This window comes from Sphingomonas sp. NFR15 (genome assembly GCF_900103265.1).
Classification (GTDB): domain Bacteria; phylum Pseudomonadota; class Alphaproteobacteria; order Sphingomonadales; family Sphingomonadaceae; genus Sphingomonas; species Sphingomonas pollutisoli.
Genome location: NZ_FMWX01000001.1, coordinates 92010 through 111510 on the forward strand (window position 1 = coordinate 92010; position 19501 = coordinate 111510).

Annotated in this window: 19 protein-coding genes and 1 tRNA gene; 12 read left to right on the top strand and 8 right to left on the bottom strand. The window is 64.9% G+C overall.

Annotation, left to right across the window (positions count from 1 at the left end; all coding sequences use genetic code 11):
- Positions 1-23: 23 nt before the first annotated feature.
- From BLS81_RS00370 to BLS81_RS00380, 3 genes are read right to left on the bottom strand one after another with little or no spacing between them, the layout of a single operon-like run.
- Positions 24-602, bottom strand: coding sequence for an RNA polymerase sigma factor (locus BLS81_RS00370; RefSeq protein WP_256326007.1), 579 nt, complete (start codon positions 600-602; stop codon positions 24-26).
- A complete protein-coding gene (locus tag BLS81_RS00375; RefSeq protein WP_093219339.1) occupies positions 599-1039 on the bottom strand; it encodes a periplasmic heavy metal sensor in 441 nt (146 codons plus the stop codon). The genes BLS81_RS00370 and BLS81_RS00375 overlap by 4 nt, the downstream gene beginning before the upstream one ends.
- Complete coding sequence (locus BLS81_RS00380; RefSeq protein WP_093219342.1) at positions 1036-1302, bottom strand: hypothetical protein; 267 nt, start codon at positions 1300-1302, stop codon at positions 1036-1038. The genes BLS81_RS00375 and BLS81_RS00380 overlap by 4 nt, the downstream gene beginning before the upstream one ends.
- 130 nt (positions 1303-1432) lie before the next feature.
- Here BLS81_RS00380 and copC point away from each other — a divergent pair, with 130 nt between their 5' ends.
- The 6 genes from copC to BLS81_RS00410 all read left to right on the top strand — a co-directional run bounded on the left by copC (position 1433) and on the right by BLS81_RS00410 (position 10553).
- On the top strand, positions 1433-1804 hold the full coding sequence (copC, locus tag BLS81_RS00385; protein ID WP_093219344.1) for a copper homeostasis periplasmic binding protein CopC: 372 nt from the start codon (positions 1433-1435) through the stop codon (positions 1802-1804).
- A gap of 303 nt (positions 1805-2107) precedes the next feature.
- Positions 2108-4399 (top strand): glycoside hydrolase family 31 protein, encoded by a 2292-nt coding sequence (locus BLS81_RS00390; protein WP_256326008.1) that lies wholly within the window; start codon positions 2108-2110, stop codon positions 4397-4399.
- A gap of 34 nt (positions 4400-4433) precedes the next feature.
- A complete protein-coding gene (locus BLS81_RS00395) occupies positions 4434-5873 on the top strand; it encodes a GH1 family beta-glucosidase (protein WP_093219348.1) in 1440 nt (479 codons plus the stop codon).
- Positions 5874-6241: 368 nt separating this feature from the next.
- The gene (locus BLS81_RS00400) at positions 6242-7711 is read left to right on the top strand and encodes an NAD-dependent succinate-semialdehyde dehydrogenase (protein WP_093219350.1); all 1470 of its coding nucleotides are present in this window, start codon (positions 6242-6244) and stop codon (positions 7709-7711) included.
- 223 nt (positions 7712-7934) lie between these two features.
- Positions 7935-9110, top strand: coding sequence for an alpha/beta hydrolase-fold protein (locus tag BLS81_RS00405; RefSeq protein WP_093219352.1), 1176 nt, complete (start codon positions 7935-7937; stop codon positions 9108-9110).
- 48 nt (positions 9111-9158) lie between these two features.
- Entirely contained in the window at positions 9159-10553 is a 1395-nt protein-coding gene (locus tag BLS81_RS00410) for a carboxylesterase/lipase family protein (RefSeq protein ID WP_093219354.1), read from the top strand.
- Positions 10554-10821: 268 nt separating this feature from the next.
- Here BLS81_RS00410 and BLS81_RS00415 read toward each other — a convergent pair.
- Both BLS81_RS00415 and BLS81_RS00420 read right to left on the bottom strand, forming a co-directional pair.
- Positions 10822-10897 (bottom strand) — tRNA-Ala (locus BLS81_RS00415).
- A gap of 100 nt (positions 10898-10997) precedes the next feature.
- The gene (locus tag BLS81_RS00420) at positions 10998-11315 is read right to left on the bottom strand and encodes a TIGR02300 family protein (RefSeq protein ID WP_069205552.1); all 318 of its coding nucleotides are present in this window, start codon (positions 11313-11315) and stop codon (positions 10998-11000) included.
- 105 nt (positions 11316-11420) lie between these two features.
- Here BLS81_RS00420 and aroA point away from each other — a divergent pair, with 105 nt between their 5' ends.
- Positions 11421-12767 (top strand): 3-phosphoshikimate 1-carboxyvinyltransferase, encoded by a 1347-nt coding sequence (aroA, locus tag BLS81_RS00425; RefSeq protein WP_093219355.1) that lies wholly within the window; start codon positions 11421-11423, stop codon positions 12765-12767.
- Positions 12764-13408 (top strand): (d)CMP kinase, encoded by a 645-nt coding sequence (cmk, locus tag BLS81_RS00430; RefSeq protein WP_093219358.1) that lies wholly within the window; start codon positions 12764-12766, stop codon positions 13406-13408. Before aroA ends, cmk begins: the two co-directional genes overlap by 4 nt.
- Before the next feature lie 22 nt (positions 13409-13430).
- On the opposite strand, the gene BLS81_RS00435 is transcribed toward cmk, so the two are convergent.
- On the bottom strand, positions 13431-13613 hold the full coding sequence (locus tag BLS81_RS00435; protein WP_093219360.1) for a hypothetical protein: 183 nt from the start codon (positions 13611-13613) through the stop codon (positions 13431-13433).
- A gap of 105 nt (positions 13614-13718) precedes the next feature.
- On the opposite strand from BLS81_RS00435, the gene BLS81_RS00440 reads away from it, so the two are divergent.
- The 3 genes from BLS81_RS00440 (at position 13719) to BLS81_RS00450 (ending at position 16519) form a co-directional block, all read left to right on the top strand.
- Complete coding sequence (locus BLS81_RS00440) at positions 13719-14075, top strand: VOC family protein (RefSeq protein ID WP_176786964.1); 357 nt, start codon at positions 13719-13721, stop codon at positions 14073-14075.
- 251 nt (positions 14076-14326) lie between these two features.
- Positions 14327-16048: a 30S ribosomal protein S1 gene (gene rpsA, locus BLS81_RS00445; protein ID WP_093219366.1), complete on the top strand. Its 1722-nt coding sequence runs from the start codon at positions 14327-14329 to the stop codon at positions 16046-16048.
- 192 nt (positions 16049-16240) lie between these two features.
- Entirely contained in the window at positions 16241-16519 is a 279-nt protein-coding gene (locus BLS81_RS00450) for an integration host factor subunit beta (protein ID WP_093219369.1), read from the top strand.
- Between the two features lie 435 nt (positions 16520-16954).
- Here the strand turns inward: BLS81_RS00450 and BLS81_RS00455 are convergent, their stop codons facing one another.
- On the bottom strand, positions 16955-18256 hold the full coding sequence (locus BLS81_RS00455) for a glycoside hydrolase family 130 protein (protein WP_093219371.1): 1302 nt from the start codon (positions 18254-18256) through the stop codon (positions 16955-16957).
- 11 nt (positions 18257-18267) lie between these two features.
- On the bottom strand, positions 18268-18501 hold the full coding sequence (locus BLS81_RS00460) for a hypothetical protein (protein ID WP_143023258.1): 234 nt from the start codon (positions 18499-18501) through the stop codon (positions 18268-18270).
- Between the two features lie 227 nt (positions 18502-18728).
- Here BLS81_RS00460 and BLS81_RS00465 point away from each other — a divergent pair, with 227 nt between their 5' ends.
- Complete coding sequence (locus tag BLS81_RS00465; RefSeq protein ID WP_176786965.1) at positions 18729-19496, top strand: N-formylglutamate amidohydrolase; 768 nt, start codon at positions 18729-18731, stop codon at positions 19494-19496.
- The last annotated feature ends 5 nt before the right edge of the window (positions 19497-19501 follow it).

The window sequence follows — 19501 nt, forward strand, 5'->3', positions numbered from 1 at the left end:
CGATCCATACGCGCCGATCTGGCTTATCCCTCACCAAGCAGGGCTGTGAGGCGCAAGCGCGCGCGGTACAGCCGGGTCTCGACCGCCTTTTCGCTGATCTTCAGCGCCGCCGCCGTCTCGGCCTGGCTCAATCCATTCACGGTGCGCAGCAGCAACGTCTCACGTAGCCGTTCGGGCAAACGCGCGATCGCGGCCCAGGCGCGTTCAAGCTCGATGCGCGCGCCCGCAGCGGCATCGGGCAGCGGCTCGTCGTCCGGCACCGTCTCCTCCTCGCCGCCGACCCCGAACCCGATGAACCGGCGCACCGCGCGACGGCGATGCCAGTCGCGCGCGCGGTTGATCGCGATGCGCGCGAGCCAGGGCCGCAGCGGGCGCGACTGATCGAAACCAGCGAGGTGACGCCACGCGGTGGCAAAACAATCCTGCACCAGATCAAGCGCCTCCTCCGCATCGCCGACGTGCCCACGCATGACACGATACAGCGGATCGCGATGGCGACGCATGATCTCACGGAACGCGGCCTGCCCCCCGGCGATGGTGCGAGCGACCAGTTCCCCATCGTCCAACGCCGCAAGGTCGCCGCGCGCCGCGTCGGCGTTCACCGCGCCGGATCGGTGAGCTTGTCCGCGATGGCCGCGTCGAAGCTCGCCGCCTGATCCGGCCGAAGCACCTGTCGCATCGCGAAGACATGCGCCAGGGTCTCGCGCTGAAGCGCGCCCATTGCCATGTGCGAGGCATTCACTGCCGCCGCCACGCGCGGACCATAGCCGTGCTCGGCCTTGATCGCCCACGCGAGCCGCGCGTTGTCCGCGCGCATCTCGGCCTCCAGCGCCTCGCGGCGCGCGGTATAGTGTCGCTCAAGCGCCTTGATCCGCGCGGCTTGCACGCTGTCGAGGTGGATGCGGTCGTGGAGCAGCCGATGCAACGCCGCGCCCGGCGGAGCCGACCCCGGCCAGACGAGTCGCCCCACCGCCACCCCGCCGATTGCGGCGACGAATGCCAGCGCCGTCGTCAGCACGAGCCATAGCCCACGGCTCATTCCACACCGCCCAGCAGCGTCGAGGGCGCCAGCGCGGTATTCACCAGAACGACGGACGGCTCGACACCGCGCCCGCCCGGAATGGCCGCGCCGGCGGCGCCCGTGATCGTCGCGACGGCGACCGCGACCAGCATGCCCCCTCGCGCCTGGCGGCTGGTACGCGCCGTCGCGTCGATCCGGGAGAATACCCCGTTGTCGATCGTCTCCAACGCCGGATGGACGGGTGATCCAGCAAGCGCGCCCAAGGTGTCTTCAATCGTCATGGACATCTCTCCTACGCGACCATACGCATCACGCCATGCCACCCCTCAAGGATTTTACGACAGCGGCGAGGGATGCGGCGAGGCCGCGCGTATTCCGCGGACTGGCACCGGTTCAGCTACGGAGAATCCCATGCGCCGCCTCATCCTCTCATCAGCCGCCGCAATGCTCATCGCCGCGCCCGCTTTCGCGCACCCCGACCTCGTTTCCAGCACCCCAGCCGCCGATGCCACGGTGGCGCCGACCAACCGGGTGGAAATCACCTTCTCGGACAAACTGACCGCGCAGTCGGTCGGCGCCACGCTGGAGATGGTGGATATGCCGGGAATGAGAATGGCGGCGCCCATGAAGATGAAGGCGGCGACAAGCGTAAGCACCGACGGAATGACCCTCATCGCCACCACTTCCAAGCCATTGCCCAAGGGCACCTACAAGCTAACCTACCACGTCGCATCCGCCGATACACACGGGGTCGATGGAGATCTCGCTTTCACGGTTCAATAACCCACCCAGGACAAGCGTCTTCAAGCGTCGTGCATCACTGGCGCGTCATCTTCGTCGTGGTCGCGGTCGTCGGTGACAATCGATCGGCGCGCAACCATTCGGGATCGGAACGTCGCAGTCACGATTGCGCGACATGTCGGCAGGTGATAGCAAATCCTTATAGGAAACCGAGTGTTCGTAAAAAGAAGGCCGCGCGATGTACGTCGGCTTTCCAAGAGGCATGAGGAGGGGGATGCATTGAGGGCTTCTGCCGCAGCAAGGATAATGTGTCCTTCGCCATTTGCCGTTCTGATCGCCGCCGCGATGTTCCTCCATGCGCCTGATGCGCGCGCCGACGCCCTTGCGGCGGTCAATCGCAACGGCAGCATCGTCGCGGTCGAAGGGTACGGGCCAAACATCGTGCGGATCACGGTCGCAGTCGATCGGGCTCTCGCCACCGCCGCCGCCGGGCCGGGCGTCACCGGGAAAACCGACGACGCCGGCTGGAAGCACACCACCGACGCCAGCGGCGACGTGTTCCGCTCGGCGGCGCTCTCCGTTGCGGTCGCGGCGCAGCCCTGGCCCAAAGCGCCGACGCAGATGGAGCGCTATTTCGCGCCGGCGCTGCCCCCGGTATCGGTCACCGTCGCCGGAGCGGATGGCCGCGCGATCACCCGCATGACCGGCTGGGAGATGGCGCCGCAAACCGTAAACGGCGAGCAGACCTTCCGCGTCGGCGCGAGCTTCACCGATACCGCCGACACCCATTATTACGGCCTCGGTCAGAATCAGGAGGGCGTGCTCGATCTGCGCGGCCGGACGATCGACTGCCGCCATTATTATGACGCGCCCGCGGGCGAACAGGTCTGCGTCCCGTTTCTCGTCACCAACAAGGGGTACGCGATCCTGTGGGACAATCCGGCGGCGACCACCGTCTCTCCCGGCCTCCACAACGCCACCCGCTTCCAGAGCCAGGTCGGCGAGCGCGTTTCGTTCTTCGTCATCACTGGCGCGACCACCGACGCGTTGTATGCCGGGTATCGCCGGCTGACCGGCGCCACGCCGCTGCCCCCGAAGGCTGCGTTCGGACTGATCCAGTCCAAGGCGCGCTACGAAAGCCAGGCCGAACTGATGAGCATCGCGCAAGGCTATCGCAAGCGCGGCTATCCGCTCGATGCGATGGTGCTCGACTGGTTCTACTGGACGCGGATGGGGCAGCTCGACATCGATCGCACCTACTTCCCCGATCCCAAGGGCATGAACGAGCAGCTCCATGCAATGGGTCTGCACTCGATCATCAGCGTGTGGCCCCGCTTCGAGCGGGAATCGCGATATTTCGACATGCTCGCGGCGAAGGGCTGGCTGCTCCACGACAAGGACGGCAAGGCCGTCGATGGCCTCGCGGTGCGCGCCGACCGCGCCGGCGCGCTGCTCGATTCGACCAATCCGCAAGCGCGGGCGTGGTTCTGGGCGCGAATCCGCGACAACATCCTGAGCCAAGGCTTTGATTATACCTGGCTTGATGAGACCGAACCCGATCTCGTACCCGACGGCGCCTTTTATTCGATCGGGTCTGGCGACCGCTATCACAACCTGTTCCCGCTGTTGCATACATCATCGGTCGCGGAAGGGTCGGCGGCGGATCGTCCGGACTTCCGCAACATGATCCTGTGCCGCGCCGCCTATACCGGTACGCAGGCGAACGGTTGTCTGTTCTGGTCGTCGGACGTGCAAGCGACGTGGGAGGCGCTGCGGCGGCAGGTGCCGACCGGGTTGGGCTTCACCGCCTCCGGCCTCGCCTATTGGGGATCGGACACGGGCGGCTGGCAGACCCCGAGCGGCCCGCCCGCGCCGCGCCCGGTGCTGGTCGATCCGGCCGGCGCGACCGCGATGTCGCCCGACTATCGCGATTATCCGGAGCTGTTCGTACGGTGGTTCGAGTATAACGCGCTCACACCGACATTGCGCATCCATGGCCAGCGCCCCGGCACCGCGATCTGGGAATATGGCACGGCGGCCGAGCCGATCCTCGCGCAGTGGCTACGCCTGCGCTATTCGCTGATCCCGTACCTCTACGCGCTGGGCCGCGAGACGTATGAGCGCGGGGCGCCGTTCATGCGCGCGCTGTTCATGGACTTTCCCGCTGATGCCCAAGCGACGACAATCGGCGATGAATATATGCTGGGCCAGGCGCTGCTCGTCGCCCCCGTCACCGACCAAGGCGCGACCAGCCGCAAGGTCTATCTCCCCGGCGGCAGCGACTGGTACGACTGGTGGACCAACGCGAAGCTGACGGGCGGCCAGTGGATCGACGCTCCCGCCCCGATCGACCGCATCCCCGTGTTCGTCCGCGCCGGGTCGATCATCCCGATCGGCGCGCAGGTGCCAAGCACGGCGACACGCCAGATGCTGGAGAAGGTTCGGGTCTATCCGGGGCGCGATGCCAATGCCACGCTCTACGACGATGACGGTGTCTCCAACGCATATCGGGCACGTGGAGGGAAAAGCGCCGTGCTGCACTGGGACGAAGCGGAGCAACGGCTGACCGCATCGGGTGCATTGCCGACCGGGCAGGCGCTCGGCGGTCTCGTCGAGATCGCCACCGCGCGCAAATAACGCACAAGGCTGTACCCATGAAGGAGAGGATTTGATGGATCGCCGTGAATTCGTCGTGGGGAGCTTTGCGGCGGGAGCCGCCTTGACGGCCGCATCGAGCGGAGCCGCCGCGCCGAAACCGGCCCAACATGGCACCGACGCATCCGCCTTTCCGCCGGATTTCCTTTGGGGTTGCGCCACCGCAGCCTATCAGGTCGAAGGTGCCGTGAAGGAAGATGGGCGCGGGCTCACCAACTGGGACGTCTTCTCGCACACGCCCGGCAAGATCGTGAACAACGCGACGGGCGACGTCGCGAGCGACAGTTATCATCGCTACGGCGAGGACATCGCGCTGATGAAGGATCTCGGCGTGCGCGCCTACCGGATGTCGCTCGCCTGGTCGCGCATTTTCCCAGAGGGCAAGGGGCAGCCGAACCAGAAAGGCGTCGATCATTATAACCGCGTGATCGACGCGCTGCTCGCCGCCGGCATCGCCCCCTATGTGACGATGTTCCACTGGGATCTGCCACAGGCGCTCCCCGGTGGCTGGCAGAACCGTGACACCGCCAAAGCCTTCGCCGATTACGCCGGCTTCATGGCGGGCAAACTCTCCGACCGCGTTCACCATTTCATGACGGTCAACGAGGTGCGCAGCTTCTCAGACCTCGGCCATAAATCCGGTATCCACGCGCCGGGGCTGATGCTTCCGCCACGCGAACTCAATCAGGTGCGGCATCACGCGATCCTCGCGCACGGTCTCGGCGTCGGCGCGATCCGCGCGGCCGCGCGCGCCGGAACGCAGGTGGGCGTCGCCGACAACGCCACCTTCTTCGTGCCCGTGGTCGAAACGCCCGAGCATATCGCCGCGGCGCTGCGCGCGACGCGCCAGGAGAATGCGATGTTCCTCACCGCGATCATGGAGGGGCGCTACATGGACTCCTACCTCGCCGACGCCGGCGCCGGCGCGCCGGTGGTGCAGCCAGGCGACATGGCCGCGATCGGCAGTCCGCTCGATTTCCTCGCGATCAACGTCTACACCCCATTCTACGTCATGGCCGACGACACGCCCAGCGGCTATTCGGTGTTGCCGCGCTCGCTCCACTCGCCGCGCATGCCTTCACCCTGGCTCTATGTCAGCCCGGAGGTCGGCTATTGGTCGGTGCGGAGCGTCAGCGAGCTGTGGAAGCCCAAGGCGATCTTCGTCGCCGAAAACGGTTGCTCGGCGGACGACATGGTGACGCCCAACGGGCAAGTGCTCGATCCCGACCGGGTCATGTATCTGCGCAACTGCCTGACGCACTTCCGCCGCGCCACCGCCGAAGGCTATCCGCTCAAGGGCTATTTCGTGTGGAGCCTGCTCGACAATTTCGAATGGGCCGACGGCTATACCAACCGCTTCGGCATCCACTATGTCGATTTCGAAACGCAGAAGCGGACCCCGAAGCTGAGCGCGCATTGGTATAAGGAACTCATCCGCCGCAACGCGCTCGTGTGAAAACTCGGGCGCCACGAACCCTAGCGATTATGTCGCGTCTCGCGCATTGTGATCTCCCCCTCTCCGCGAGCGCCGCGCTCGGGCGCCGTGTCTAACGACGGCGTCCGGTTCAGCCGCCGTCGGTGTTCCGTCGTCGCTGTTTAAGGGCAACGTCTTTGATTGACGAGCGTCTGCCGACGCCCGATCGGCCTGGTAGTGGTCCCCTGTGGCGGCCAGCGTTTCCCGGTCGAGCCGTATTGCAGACGAGGACACGGCGCTCCGGCGGCCCCTTCGAGCGGTTCGCCCGCTATCCTCCGGTTGGATTTGGAGTCCATTGGCTCTTAAGTTGGGCGGCAATGTGTATCTTCCCGCGTTCCACGGAGACAGCCATGACCGACACCATCCTCACCAAGCTCAAGGCGGACGGCTGGCTGCGCGAGATGAACGCGATCGGGGGCGAATGGCGGAGCGCCGACAGCGGCCGAACGGAAGAGGTCACCGACCCGGCGACGGGCACCGTGATCGGAACCATCCCCTGGGCCGGCGCAGCGGAGACGAACGCGGCGATCGCCGCCGCGCAGGCGGCGTTCAAGCCTTGGTCGATGACACTGGCCGCCGAGCGGGCGGCCGCGCTCCACCGGATGGCGGCGGTCATCCGGGACCACGCCGAACTGCTCGCGTCGATGCTGACGCTGGAGCAGGGAAAGCCCCTCGCAGAAGCGCGCGCCGAGATCCTGCTCGGGAGCCAATATGTCCAGTGGTTCGCCGAAGAAGCTCGGCGCATCGATGGCACGATCATCCCCTCGCCTTGGCAGGGTCGGCAAATCCTGGCGACGCGCGAGGCCGTCGGGGTGGTCGCGGCGATTTCGCCCTGGAATTTCCCGTTCTCGATGCTTTCTCGCAAAATCGCCCCAGCCTTGGCGGCGGGTTGCACCGTTGTCGTCAAGCCGTCCGAATTCACCGCCTATTGCGGGCTGCTGTGGGCGGTCCTGGCTGAGAAGGCCGGCATCCCTGCCGGTGTCATCAATGTCGTGACGGGCGACGCCGGCGCGATCGGCGGCGCGCTGACCACCAGCCCGCTGGTGCGCAAATTGACCTTCACCGGCTCGACCCGCGTCGGGAAGATTCTTTACGAGCAATCGGGCGCGACGATGAAGAAGCTCTCGATGGAACTCGGCGGCAATGCCCCTTTCCTTGTCTTCGACGACGCCGATCTGGAGAAAGCCGTCGAGGGCGCGATCGCCTCGAAATACCGCAACAGCGGCCAGACCTGCGTTTGCACCAATCGTTTCTATGTTCAGGACGGCATCTACGAGGTATTCGCCGAGCGGCTTACCGAGCGGGTGAAGGCGCTCAAGGTCGGAAACGGCTTCGACCCTGATGTTCAGCAAGGTCCGCTCATCAACGATGCAGCCGTGAAGAAGGTCTCGGCGCATGTCGAGGACGCAGTGGCGAAGGGCGGCGTGGTGCTTACCGGCGGCAGCCCGCACGCCCTCGGCGGTACCTTCTACGAACCGACGGTGATCCGCGACGCGAACCAGGACATGCTCGTCGCACGCGAGGAGACGTTCGGCCCGGTGGCGGCGTTGTTCCGCTTCACGCATGAACAGGACGGCATCGACGCCGCCAACGCCACCGAATTCGGTCTGGCGGCCTATTTCTATACGCGCGACCTTTCGCGCACCTTCCGCGTCGCGCGCGCGTTGGAGGCTGGCATGGTCGGGATCAACGAAGGGATCATCACCAGCGAAGTGGCGCCGTTCGGCGGCGTGAAGGACAGCGGCATCGGCCGCGAAGGGTCGAGCTTCGGCATCGACGAGTTCCTGCACGTCAAATACCTTTGCGTCGGTGGGCTATGATGCGCCTGCGGTCTGCTGCGGAGGCGCGCGTCCCCGGCGTATAGCAGGACGCGATGGCGATGTTCGGCATATCGCCCGTCAATCCAGAAACCACCATTTCGCGCGGAAGCAGATATGTCCGACAAGTTAACCGTTGCCGTTCGAGGCTCCGGTTGCAATAACCACGCGCAATGAGATCGTCCGCAGAGTCGATCACGACATCGAAGTATTGGGGAGGTTCGGAATGAAACGCATGGCCGCCGCGCTGCTGATCGCCAGTGCTGCTATAAGTCCAGCACTGGCGCAGACCGCCGCCGCGCCCGTAGCCGAGGACTTCAAGCCATCGTCGCTCAATCAGCCGGGGCAGCAATACCCCCAGGTGAATTCGCAGGGGTATGCACGGTTTCGGATCATCGCACCCGATGCGAAGGCGGTAAAGGTCAGCCTCGGTCTAGGGGGGCGCGGCGGCACGGTCTTGACCAAGGCCAGCGACGGCACATGGATCGGGACTTCGGAAGGCCCGCTGGACGAGGGATTTCACTATTATCATCTGACCATCGACGGCGGCACGTTCAACGATCCGGGCGCTCTCAACTTTTATGGCTCCACGCGCTGGGAGAGCGGGATCGAGATACCCGCGCACGACGCGGACTTCTATGCGCTCAAGGATGTCCCGCACGGGCACGTCGAGCAGGTTCTGTTTCCGTCCCCGAGTACGAGTACGCAGCGTCGCGCCTTTGTCTACACGCCCCCCGGCTATGAAAAGAACCCGCAGACCCGCTACCCGGTGCTCTATCTTCAGCACGGCTGGGGTGAGGACGAGACCGCATGGGCGAACCAGGGCCATGCCAATCTCATCATGGACAATCTGATCGCCGAAGGGAAATCGCGGCCGTTCATCATCGTGATGACCTATGGAATGACGAACGACATCAAGCCCGGCAGCCCCGGCGGTCTCGCCAGCTTCGATATCCGCCCCTTCCAGACGGTGCTGCTCGACGAACTCATTCCATACATCGACCGCAGCTATCGGACATCTGCCGACGCCAGCCACCGGGCGATGGCGGGCTTGTCGATGGGAGGCTTCGAAACCAAGCTGATCGCGCCGAAGAACCTCGACACGTTCGGCTATATCGGCCTGCTGAGCGGGGGCACCTTCGGGATCGACGACGTTAACGCGACGCCGGGTTTCAAGGACAAGGTGAAGCTTGTCTTCGTCAGCTTCGGCAGCCGCGAACTGGACAGGGGCCGCGCGGGCGCCCCCGGCGGCGGCCCCCGTCCCGATCCGCGCGCGAACGCGGCAGCGCTGAAGGCGGCCGGCATCAACAGCGCCTTCTACGTCTCTCCCGACACGGCGCACGAATTCCTCACCTGGCGCCGAAGCCTGCGCGAGATGGCACCGCTGCTCTTCCGGAACTGACATCTCGCCACACGTATAACATCTTGATCGGGGCCCGCTGGAGAAGACATGCGCACCATCATCCTCGCAACCGCGGTTCTTTCCGTTTCGGCACCCGCCGTCGCGCAGGCGGATCGTCCTCGTGTCGTGATCGACACGGGTGCCCTTGTCGGCCGGAGCGACGATGGAGTCCTATCCTTCAAGGGCATACCGTTCGCGGCTCCCCCCGTGGGCGCGCTGCGCTGGCGGGCGCCCCAAACTCCCGCAAAATGGTCTGGGGAACGCGATGCAGGCCAATATGGCCATGATTGCATGCAGCTCCCCTTCCGGAGCGACGCCGCTCCGCTTGGCACCGCCCCGGCGGAGGACTGCCTGTACGCGAACGTGTGGAGACCCGCGCACGCCAGCGCCAAACTGCCCGTGATGGTGTGGATTTACGGCGGCGGCTTCGTGAACGGTGGCTCATCTCCGCCCACCTATTCGGGCGCCGAACTCGCGAGGCGAGGCATTATGGTCGTCAGCTTCAACTATCGCCTTGGTCGGTTCGGGACATTCGCTCACCCGCAACTGACCGCGGCCAATCCGGACAACGGCCTATTGGCAAACTATGGGTATATGGATCAGCTGGCGGCGCTGCGGTGGGTCCGCCGCAACATCGCGGCCTTTGGCGGCGATCCTGCCGATGTGACGATTATCGGCGAAAGCGCTGGCGGAATGTCGGTTCACGCCCTCATCACATCTCCGCTTGCGATCGGCCTTTTTCACAGGGCCGTGATCGAGTCGGGCGGTCCGAGCGCGGAGCCCGGCACCACTCTCGCCACAGCGGAGGGGATCGGGGTCGCGTTCGCCAAGTCCAAAGGTATCGAAGCAAACGATCCGCGGGCCCTGGCGAAACTTCGCGCGCTGCCCGCCAATCAGGTAGTCGATGGCTTGAACCTCGCCACCATGGCCACGCCGCCTGGTCAGCCCAGAACCTTCACCGGCCCGATCGCGGACGGTCGAATCGCGGTGGATACGATTGCTGCCTACCAGAACGGCCGGTTCAGCAAGGTGCCCGTCCTGCTCGGGGCGACTAGCGACGATATCGGCGGCCCTGCCGGCTATATGATTACCGGTGCCCGCAAGATGGCCGCGCTATTCGCTTCCAACGGAATACCAACCTACTATTATCGGTTCTCCTACGTCGCCAACGCGGCCCAGACTGCGAGCGGGCAAGGTGCCAAACATGCGACGGATATTCCGTTCTTTTTCGACACCGCATCCATAAAATATGGCGACCAGACCACCGATACCGATCGCGCCGCATCACGGACGATAAGCAACTATCTGGTCAACTTCGTGAAGCGCGGCGATCCCAACGGAGATGCATTGGCAGCCTGGCCCCGCTATTCGACCGGCCGAGCATCCATGCTTACCTTCGATATCGATAGCGTCGCGCGGCTAACGCCAGATGCGCTTCCTTAAGGCGGTAGAGCCGGTCAGGGGCATGCGCCAAAGTTGGAAGCATGCCTTTAGCTGCGCAGACGGATGATGTCGCCCACTGAAGGAGACACGCGCGAGCGGTCAGTCACCGAACCGCTGGAGCCAAAGGCGTAGCGGCCACGCGCCGGCCAAGCTCCGAATCGTGAATCCGCTTCTCGCGATGTGGAGATTGTTGGTTTGCGCACCGGCGAACACGCGCAGTACGTTAGCTTCAGATCCGTACGACCTAACCAACAGGAAGTTTGAGAAATGGTGGAGCCGAGGGGGATCGAACCCCTGACCTTTCGCATGCCATGCGAACGCTCTCCCAGCTGAGCTACGGCCCCATTTCTCTCGGGCCGTTTGGCCCTCGGGAGGCGACGCCACTAGCCGGGCGTCGCTGGCTTGGCAAGCGGCGAAATCGCCGCCTGCCGCCATTTTTTCAAATCAATGTTCTTCGTCTTCGGTTGGAGCTTCCACGCCGAGATCATCATCGCCGCCGAGGTCGACCTCGTCGTCGGGGGACGGCTCTTCGTCTTCGCCGATATCCAGCGCCTCGTCGTCACCGGCGAGATCGTCATCCTTCTTCAATGCCTCGGGCTTGGGCGAATCGAATGGCAGCGGCTGCTTCGACTTCAGGATCGGCTCCGGCTCCCACGTCGACCCGCATTCGATGCAGGTAACGGGATCGTCCTTGCCGAGATCATAGAAACGCGTTGCGCACTTCGGACACGATCGCTTCGTGCCCCATTCCGGCTTAATCATATGCCGTTTGGACCTTTCAAACTTCGGATAACCCTGGGGGTGAACCCCGTCAAAGTGGCGCGCGCCTTGCCATAGCGCAAGGGCGCTGTCAAAAGCCCGGGCCCGATGCCCCATGCCAATCCCACCCCCCGCGAAATCCACGCCTCCGGCCCGCTGCGCGGTCGCGTTGCCGTGCCCGGTGACAAATCGATCAGCCACCGCGCGCTGATGTTCTCCGCGCTCGCGGTCGGCGAAAGCCGGGTCGAGGGGCTGCTCGAGGGCGAAGACGTGCTCGCTACCGCCGCCGCGCTCCGCGCCATGGGCGCCGAGATAGAACGCGGCGCGGACGGTATCTGGCGAATCCACGGCGTCGGCGTCGGCGGACTGCTCCAGCCGCAGGGTGCGCTGGAGATGGGCAACTCGGGCACCTCGACACGACTGCTGATGGGGCTGATCGCCAGCCACGCGATCACCGCCGCCTTCACCGGCGACGCCTCGCTGACCAAGCGCCCAATGGGGCGCGTGATCGAGCCGCTGTCGCGGATGGGCGCGAGCTTCACCGCCTATCCGGGCGGGCGGCTGCCGCTGATCCTGCGCGGCATCAACCCAGCGGTGCCGATCGACTACACGCTGCCGGTCGCCTCGGCGCAGGTGAAGTCGGCGGTGCTGCTGGCGGGGCTCAACACCCCCGGCATCACCCGCGTGATCGAGCCGATCGCGACGCGCGACCATAGCGAGCGGATGCTGCGCGGCTTCGGCGCGACCGTGGAGGTGGAGCAGACGCCGCAAGGGCGCATCATCGCCATCAGCGGCGAGGCCGAATTGAAGCCGCAACAGATCGTCGTGCCGGGCGATCCGTCGTCCGCCGCCTTTCTCGTCGTCGCGGCGACGATCGTGCCCGGGTCCGACGTGGTGGTCGAGAATGTCGGCCTCAACCCGACCCGCGCCGGCATCTTCACCGCGCTCAGGATGATGGGCGCCGACATCACCGAAGTGAACCCGCGCGAGGTCGGCGGCGAGCCGGTTGCGGATCTGCGCGTCCGTCACGCGCAACTAAAAGCGATCGAAGTGCCCGCCGAGCTCGCACCGAGCATGATCGACGAATATCCAATCCTGTTCGTCGCCGCCGCTTTCGCCGAGGGGCGCACCGTCGCACGCGGCGCGCACGAACTGCGCGTCAAGGAATCGGACCGGATCGCCGCGATGGCCGCCGCGCTCGGCGCGTGCGGGGTCGCAACACACGAATATGAGGACGGCTTGGCTGTACAGGGCAATGGCGGCGGAGCGATCGCCGGCGGCGGCACCGTCGCCACCCAGCTCGATCACCGGATCGCGATGAGCATGGCGGTCGCCGGGCTCAACACACGCACCCCGCTCACGCTCGATGATTCCGCACCGATCGCGACCAGCTACCCGATCTTTTTCGAATCGCTGGACAGACTGCGTGGCGCCAACGCGGGGGTGGAGGCATGATCATCGCCGTCGATGGCCCTGCCGCCTCGGGGAAAGGCACGATCGCTCGCGCGCTCGCCAGCCATTATCGTCTCCCGTATCTCGACACCGGGCTGCTATACCGGGCGGTCGCGGCCAACGTCGCGCTGCTCGACCTTGATCCCACGATCGAGGCAGATGCTGTCGCCGCGACCGACTTCGACGAGTCCTTGCTCGACGATCCGGCATTGCGCGACGATGATACTGGCAAACGTGCGTCGATCGTCTCGGCGCATCCGCTGGTGCGCGCGGCCTTGTTCCACCGCCAGCGCCGTTTCGCCAACCAGCCCGGCGGCGCGGTGCTCGACGGCCGCGACATCGGCACGGTGATCGCACCCGAGGCCGACGCCAAATTGTTCGTCAAGGCGACCCCGACGATCCGCGCGCGCCGCCGCCATTCCGAACTGCGCGAACGCGGCTCGAACGTCAGCATGGACAAGGTGCTCGCCGACATCCGCGCGCGCGACCAGCGCGATTCGATGCGCAGCAGCGCACCGCTCCTCGCGGCAAACGACGCCGCATTGCTCGACACCAGCTTTCTGTCGATCGAGGCGGCGCTGAAGCGCGCGATCGAGTTGGTAGAGCGACAGGTGAAGCTGAAAGCGGAAAACCGGCGCGGCTGACCACGCGCGGTCACCAGGCCGGCTAACTCTGTCCCCGATCGAGCGTGTCGCTCGGGCTGCGCGCATCACCTTCCTTCTGATGCTCGGTTGAGAGGTTCGGCGCGGGCTGGGTTTCCGTCGCGGCGTTGTCGGCGGTCTTCTTCTCGCCCGGCTCGGTCGAGAGGTTGGGGCGCGGCTGCGTTTCGGTGTGCGTATCGTCTGGCATGGGGTTGCTCCTTGCCATGACTCAACGAGCCGCACCTGAGCGCCGTTCCCCCTTTGCTTTCCGCACGGAGGCGATACACTGCGCGCGGCTGTCGAGGAGGGTTTGATGGGTGTGACCGGTGTGGGTGGCATCTTCTTCCGCGCCGATGATCCCGACGCGTTGCGGCATTGGTATCGCACGCATCTCGGGGTCGGCGGTGAGGGCTATGAGCCTTGGCCGCAGAGCGCCGGGCCTACGCTGTTTATGCCCTTCGCCACGAACACGGATATGTGGCCGCGCGAAAAGCCGTGGATGCTCAACTTCCGCGTCGATAATCTCGACGCGTTGCTGGCCACGCTGCGCGGGGCGGATATCGCCATCGAACTCGACCCCGCGTGGGACACCCCGGAGACGGGTCGCTTCGCCCGCATCCATGATCCCGAAGGCAATCCGATCGAGCTTTGGCAGCCGCCGGCGGAGTAGGTTCCGGTCTGGCGTCGCCTTGCGTCGAGAGCGACCGCGCGCTATAGATTGGCGGTCCAGCGGGCAGGCGCTCGTGGAGGAAGGCGCGGAGGTTTATCTTCTTGCGCCTGTTCGGCTTGGTCGAGCACTCCTTCGCTTCGCTCACCCGCGCGGATGCTGCGGCGGCATGAGGCTGTCGCGGCGTATCGGCTAGAAGACCGCCGGAGACAACCGGCCGGCCGGAAACGTTAAGACCAGGAACCGACTCCTTTATGGCCACTATGGCATCCCCCACGCGCGACGATTTCGCAGCCCTTCTCGAACAGACGCTCGGCGGCGCCGACAGCTTCGAAGGCCGCGTCGTCAAGGGCACCGTCACCGGCATCGAGAATGATCTCGCCGTGATCGACGTGGGCCTCAAGTCCGAAGGCCGCGTGCCGCTGCGCGAATTTGCCGCCCCCGGCCAGAAGGCCGATCTCAAGGTTGGCGACGAAGTCGAAGTCTATGTCGATCGCGTCGAGAACGTCCACGGCGAAGCGATGCTGTCGCGCGACCGCGCCCGCCGCGAAGCCGCCTGGGACACGCTCGAGACCGAATTCGCCAAGACCGCGCGCGTCGAGGGCGTCATCTTCGGCCGCGTCAAGGGCGGCTTTACGGTCGATCTCAACGGCGCCGTCGCGTTCCTGCCCGGCTCGCAGGTCGATATCCGTCCGGTGCGCGATGTCACTCCGCTGATGGACATCCCCCAGCCCTTCCAGATCCTCAAGATGGACCGCAAGCGCGGCAACATCGTCGTGTCGCGTCGCGCGATCCTCGAAGAGACCCGCGCCGAGCAGCGTTCGGGCCTGATCCTCAGCCTCGCCGAGGGTCAGATCATCGACGGCGTCGTCAAGAACATCACCGATTACGGTGCGTTCGTCGACTTGGGCGGCATCGACGGCCTGCTCCACGTCACCGATCTCAGCTACAAGCGCGTCGGCCATCCTTCGGAAGTTCTCAACATTGGCGATACCGTCAAGGTTCAGATCATCCGCATCAACAAGGACACGCAGCGCATCTCGCTCGGCATGAAGCAGCTCGAGAGCGATCCGTGGGATGGTGCATCGGCCAAGTATCCGGTCGGCGCGAAGCTCACCGGCCGCGTCACGAACATCACCGAATATGGTGCGTTCGTCGAGCTGGAAGCGGGCATCGAGGGCCTCGTCCACGTGTCCGAAATGTCGTGGACCAAGAAGAACGTGCATCCGGGCAAGATTGTCTCGACTTCGCAGGAAGTCGATGTCGTCGTGCTCGAGGTCGATCCCGACAAGCGCCGCATTTCGCTCGGCCTCAAGCAGGCACAGGCCAATCCGTGGGAGGCGTTCCTCGAAGCGCATCCGATCGGCTCGACCGTCGAGGGTGAAGTCAAGAACGCGACCGAATTCGGCCTGTTCATCGGCCTCGACAACGACGTCGATGGCATGGTCCACATGTCGGACATCGCCTGGGGCGTGTCGGGCGAAGACGCGCTCAACCTCCACCGCAAGGGCGAGGTCGTCCAGGCCGTCGTTCTCGACATCGACGCCGAGAAGGAGCGTATCTCGCTCGGCATGAAGCAGCTTGAGCGTGGTGCTCCGGCGAGCGGCGGTGCGGCTGCCGGCGGTGGTGCTGGTTCGGGCCTCAACAAGAACGCGATCGTCACCGTCACCGTGCTCGAAGTCCGCGACGCGGGCCTCGAAGTTCAGGTCGGCGACGATGGCGCGACCGGCTTCATCAAGCGCACGGATCTCGGCCGCGACCGCGACGAACAGCGTCCGGAGCGTTTCCAGGTCGGGCAGAAGTTCGACGCGATGGTGACCGGCTTTGATCGTTCGAAGAAGCCGACCTTCTCGGTCAAGGCGATGCAGATCTCCGAAGAGAAGCAGGCCGTGGCGCAGTACGGTTCGTCCGACTCGGGCGCGTCGCTTGGCGACATCCTCGGCGAGGCGCTCAAGGCGCGCAACGAGAAGCGCTGATCTGAACGTGGTGGGTCGTCGGCGATGCCGGCGGCCCACCTTGCTTTGCCGGTTGCACCGGAATGGCCCTTTCGGCCTTATTTACGTTTACACCTCTCGCACATTGATCTACGTCTAGTTTTAAATCACGCATCTCTCATGGGAGACTGTGGTATGATCGTGGATGTATTTTAATCGGGAGCTTACAGCGCAATGATCCGATCGGAACTGGTCCAGTTGCTGGCCGAGCAGAATCCCGATCTGGCGCCGCGCGATATCGAGGCGATCGTCTCGACGTTTTTCGATGAAATTTCAAAGCGTTTGGCAAGCGGCGGACGCGTCGAGCTGCGCGGCTTCGGCGCCTTCTCAACGCGTGCGCGCGACGCTCGGACCGGCCGCAATCCCCGCACTGGCGAATTGGTCGATGTCACGGCAAAGCGGGTTCCGTATTTCAAACCGGGCAAGGAAATGCGCCTTCGCCTCAACGTATGAGTCGCCCGCGCAGATCGCGCTTGGCTGATCCAGACTTGCCGTTTATGCACCCCTTGATGATGCGGGCGTGGCGAAATCGGTAGACGCACCGGACTTAAACGACTTGAGTGCTCACGGGGAAACCCGCGAAGTAGAACTGCTCAAATTCGGGGAACCCTGTAAAATGGCGATCCCGAGCCAAGCCCGTCATTCCGACGGGAAGGTGTAGAGACTAGACGGGCAGCACCTGCGCCCCGCTTGATCGAGCGGGGCATGGTGAAGGGATAGTCCAGACCACAAACGCTTGTCCGGCGCTCTGGGCAAGTGGCGGTGAAAGCCGTAGCGGTACGAAAATCCGTCGGGCCGCGAGGCCCTTGGGGGTTCAAGTCCCCCCGCCCGCACCATTTCTCCCCGAGGCCCGCATTCGCGTCACCGGCGACTGATTGCACCGCGCCGTTATCGCATCGCCGCAAGCATCCCGTCGATGGAGACGATTGCGAAGCGCGTGAAATCGTCCGCCACGGCGTATGGCAGCAGCATCTCGCGCCCACGCACCAGCGCGCCGCAGCTATACACCACGTTGGGGACATAGCCGTTGCGCTCATGATCGCTGGGCTCGAGCAGCGGCTCGGCCAGCCGCCCGAGCACCTTCGCGGGATCGTCGCGGTCGAGCAACACCGCGCCCATGCAGTAATTGCGCACCACGCCCACGCCGTGCGTTAACACCAGCCAGCCTTCGTCGATCTCGATGGGCGAGCCGCAATTGCCGATCTGAACACTCTCCCATGCGTACAACGGCTCCAGAAGCTTGCCCTGCGCTCGCCACGTCAGCAGGTCGTCGGACGACGCCAGCCACAAATTTTCATTGTCCTGCCGCCCCAGCGCCAGGTAGCGCCCACCGATCTGACGCGGGAACAGCGCCATACCTTTGGCGTCGGCAAGGTCGCCCCGCACCGGATGCATCTTGAAGGTGCGGAAATCGTCGGTCTGGAGAAGCTCCTGGCGCGCCCCCGCCGCGCCGACCGCGGTGTAGGTGCCGATAAAGGTCAAGGGCCGGTCCGGTATCGCGAAGGGCGTGAGCCGCAAATCCTCAATGCCGCGGCTTTGGCTTTCCACGACCGGGAACAGCACCGTCTCGGACGGTTCGCAACTGCCGGAGCAATCGAGTTGGATCGTGTCGGCGTCCTGCCAGCCTCGCACCGGGGTGGTAATCGGCGGCACGCCCCTCGCGGCGGGTGCGGCGATCTCGACATCGCCGTCGGCCCGCCACACGCCGGTCCGGAACGTCACCGAGGACAGATGCCCTTCCCCGATCCCGCGCAGTGACAGAACGAAGCCCGTGTCGCCCGCCGGCTGCATACCAATCGGCCATGCGACGATGCTGGGATTGAACAAAGCCGCCGACTCGAACGAATATTCCGCGCTGAAATACGCACCGATCAGCAATCGACGATCTTCGTCGAGGGTCGCGACATCGACACCGGCGACGCGCCCCGCGAGATCCCCGCCGCGTGCGCGCAGCGTATCCTTGGCGCCATGATCGGCATGTCCGATCGATTCCCACAGCCGCTCGATCTGACGGGTCACCGCCGCACCGTCGAAGGCGAGCACGCGACGGACGATTCGGGTCGTGCGGTCTTCGGGTTGATGGTCGAAGCCGGCGGGATCGGACGGCAGGAATGGCCGGATCACAGTGCGGCTCGCGTCGGGACGCAGTTCGATATCGAGCTTGCGCAGGTAAGGTTCAGTATCAGCCATGAGTGTCTCCGTCAGGCGATTGTACCAATCGCATCGGTATGAACGTCGACCCCGACCAGCCGCGCCGGCCCAAGGCTCGTGGTCAGTGCCGTATTGGTCACCTCGCATCCGCGCGCCATCAGGACGCGGCCGATCCGCCGGGCGGTTGTCGCGCGCATCGAAGCTATGCCGATAGCCGCCGATGTCTCGTAGCGGATGTCGTATCCGGCGGGGATCAGCATTGTCGCTTCAGACTCCGGCGTCATGCGTAAAGGTTTGTACCGGGGTCGTAACGCGATCCTCGACCGAAATGTCCACGCCTCGGGCCATGTCCCGGAAACTTACTGGAAAGTCGGGTCATGTACGCGAGATCGGCACTGGCTGATGGAGGCTCGCGCGCCGCCATGATACGGCGTTCGCTGGATGACACGGCCCGTCCGTCACGATAGCTGGTCACATGGACCGACACCGCGAACACAACGAGCCTTCTCACATGAGTGACCGGCTGGACCGAGCGCTGCTGGGCATAGACGAGCCGTCCCCCGTCCGCATCGTCAATCCAAACGGTCGCTCACCTTTCCTGCTGATCGGCGATCACGCCGGCAATCTGGTGCCCCGCGCCTTGGAGCCATTTGGCGTGACTTCGCCGGACTTGGAGCGCCATATCGGCTGGGACATCGGTATTGCCACGCTCGGCGAGACGCTCGCCACGACGCTCGACGCGACCTTCATCGCACAACGCTATTCGCGCTTGGTGGTCGACTGCAATCGCGCCCCGGACGCCGAGGACGCCATGCCGGCGGTGAGTGACGGAACGCCGATACCCGCTAACGCCTCACTCGATGCGGAAGGCCGCGCAGCCCGCCTGGCAGCTATCCATACCCCCTATCAGGCCGCGATCGCGGCCGAACTGGCACGTCGCGACGCCGCGCGCGAGGATGCGGTTCTGGTCGCTCTGCATAGCTTCACACCCGTAATGCGCGGCTTTGCGCGACCCTGGCAGATCGGCGTCCTCCACGGCGGCGGCGACGAGGCGTACGCGCGTCGGGTATTGTTGGCGTTGGAAGCCCGCGGGGATCTCGTGGTTGGCGACAACCAGCCGTATGCGATGGACACCATCGACTTCACCATCCCCCACCACGCCTTCGCCGCAGGACGGCGTTACGTGGAGACCGAGATCCGCCAGGATTTGCTGGAGACGGAGGCGCAAATTCACGAGTGGGCCGACCTGCTAGTAACGGTGCTGACTGCTGCGCTCTGATTCTT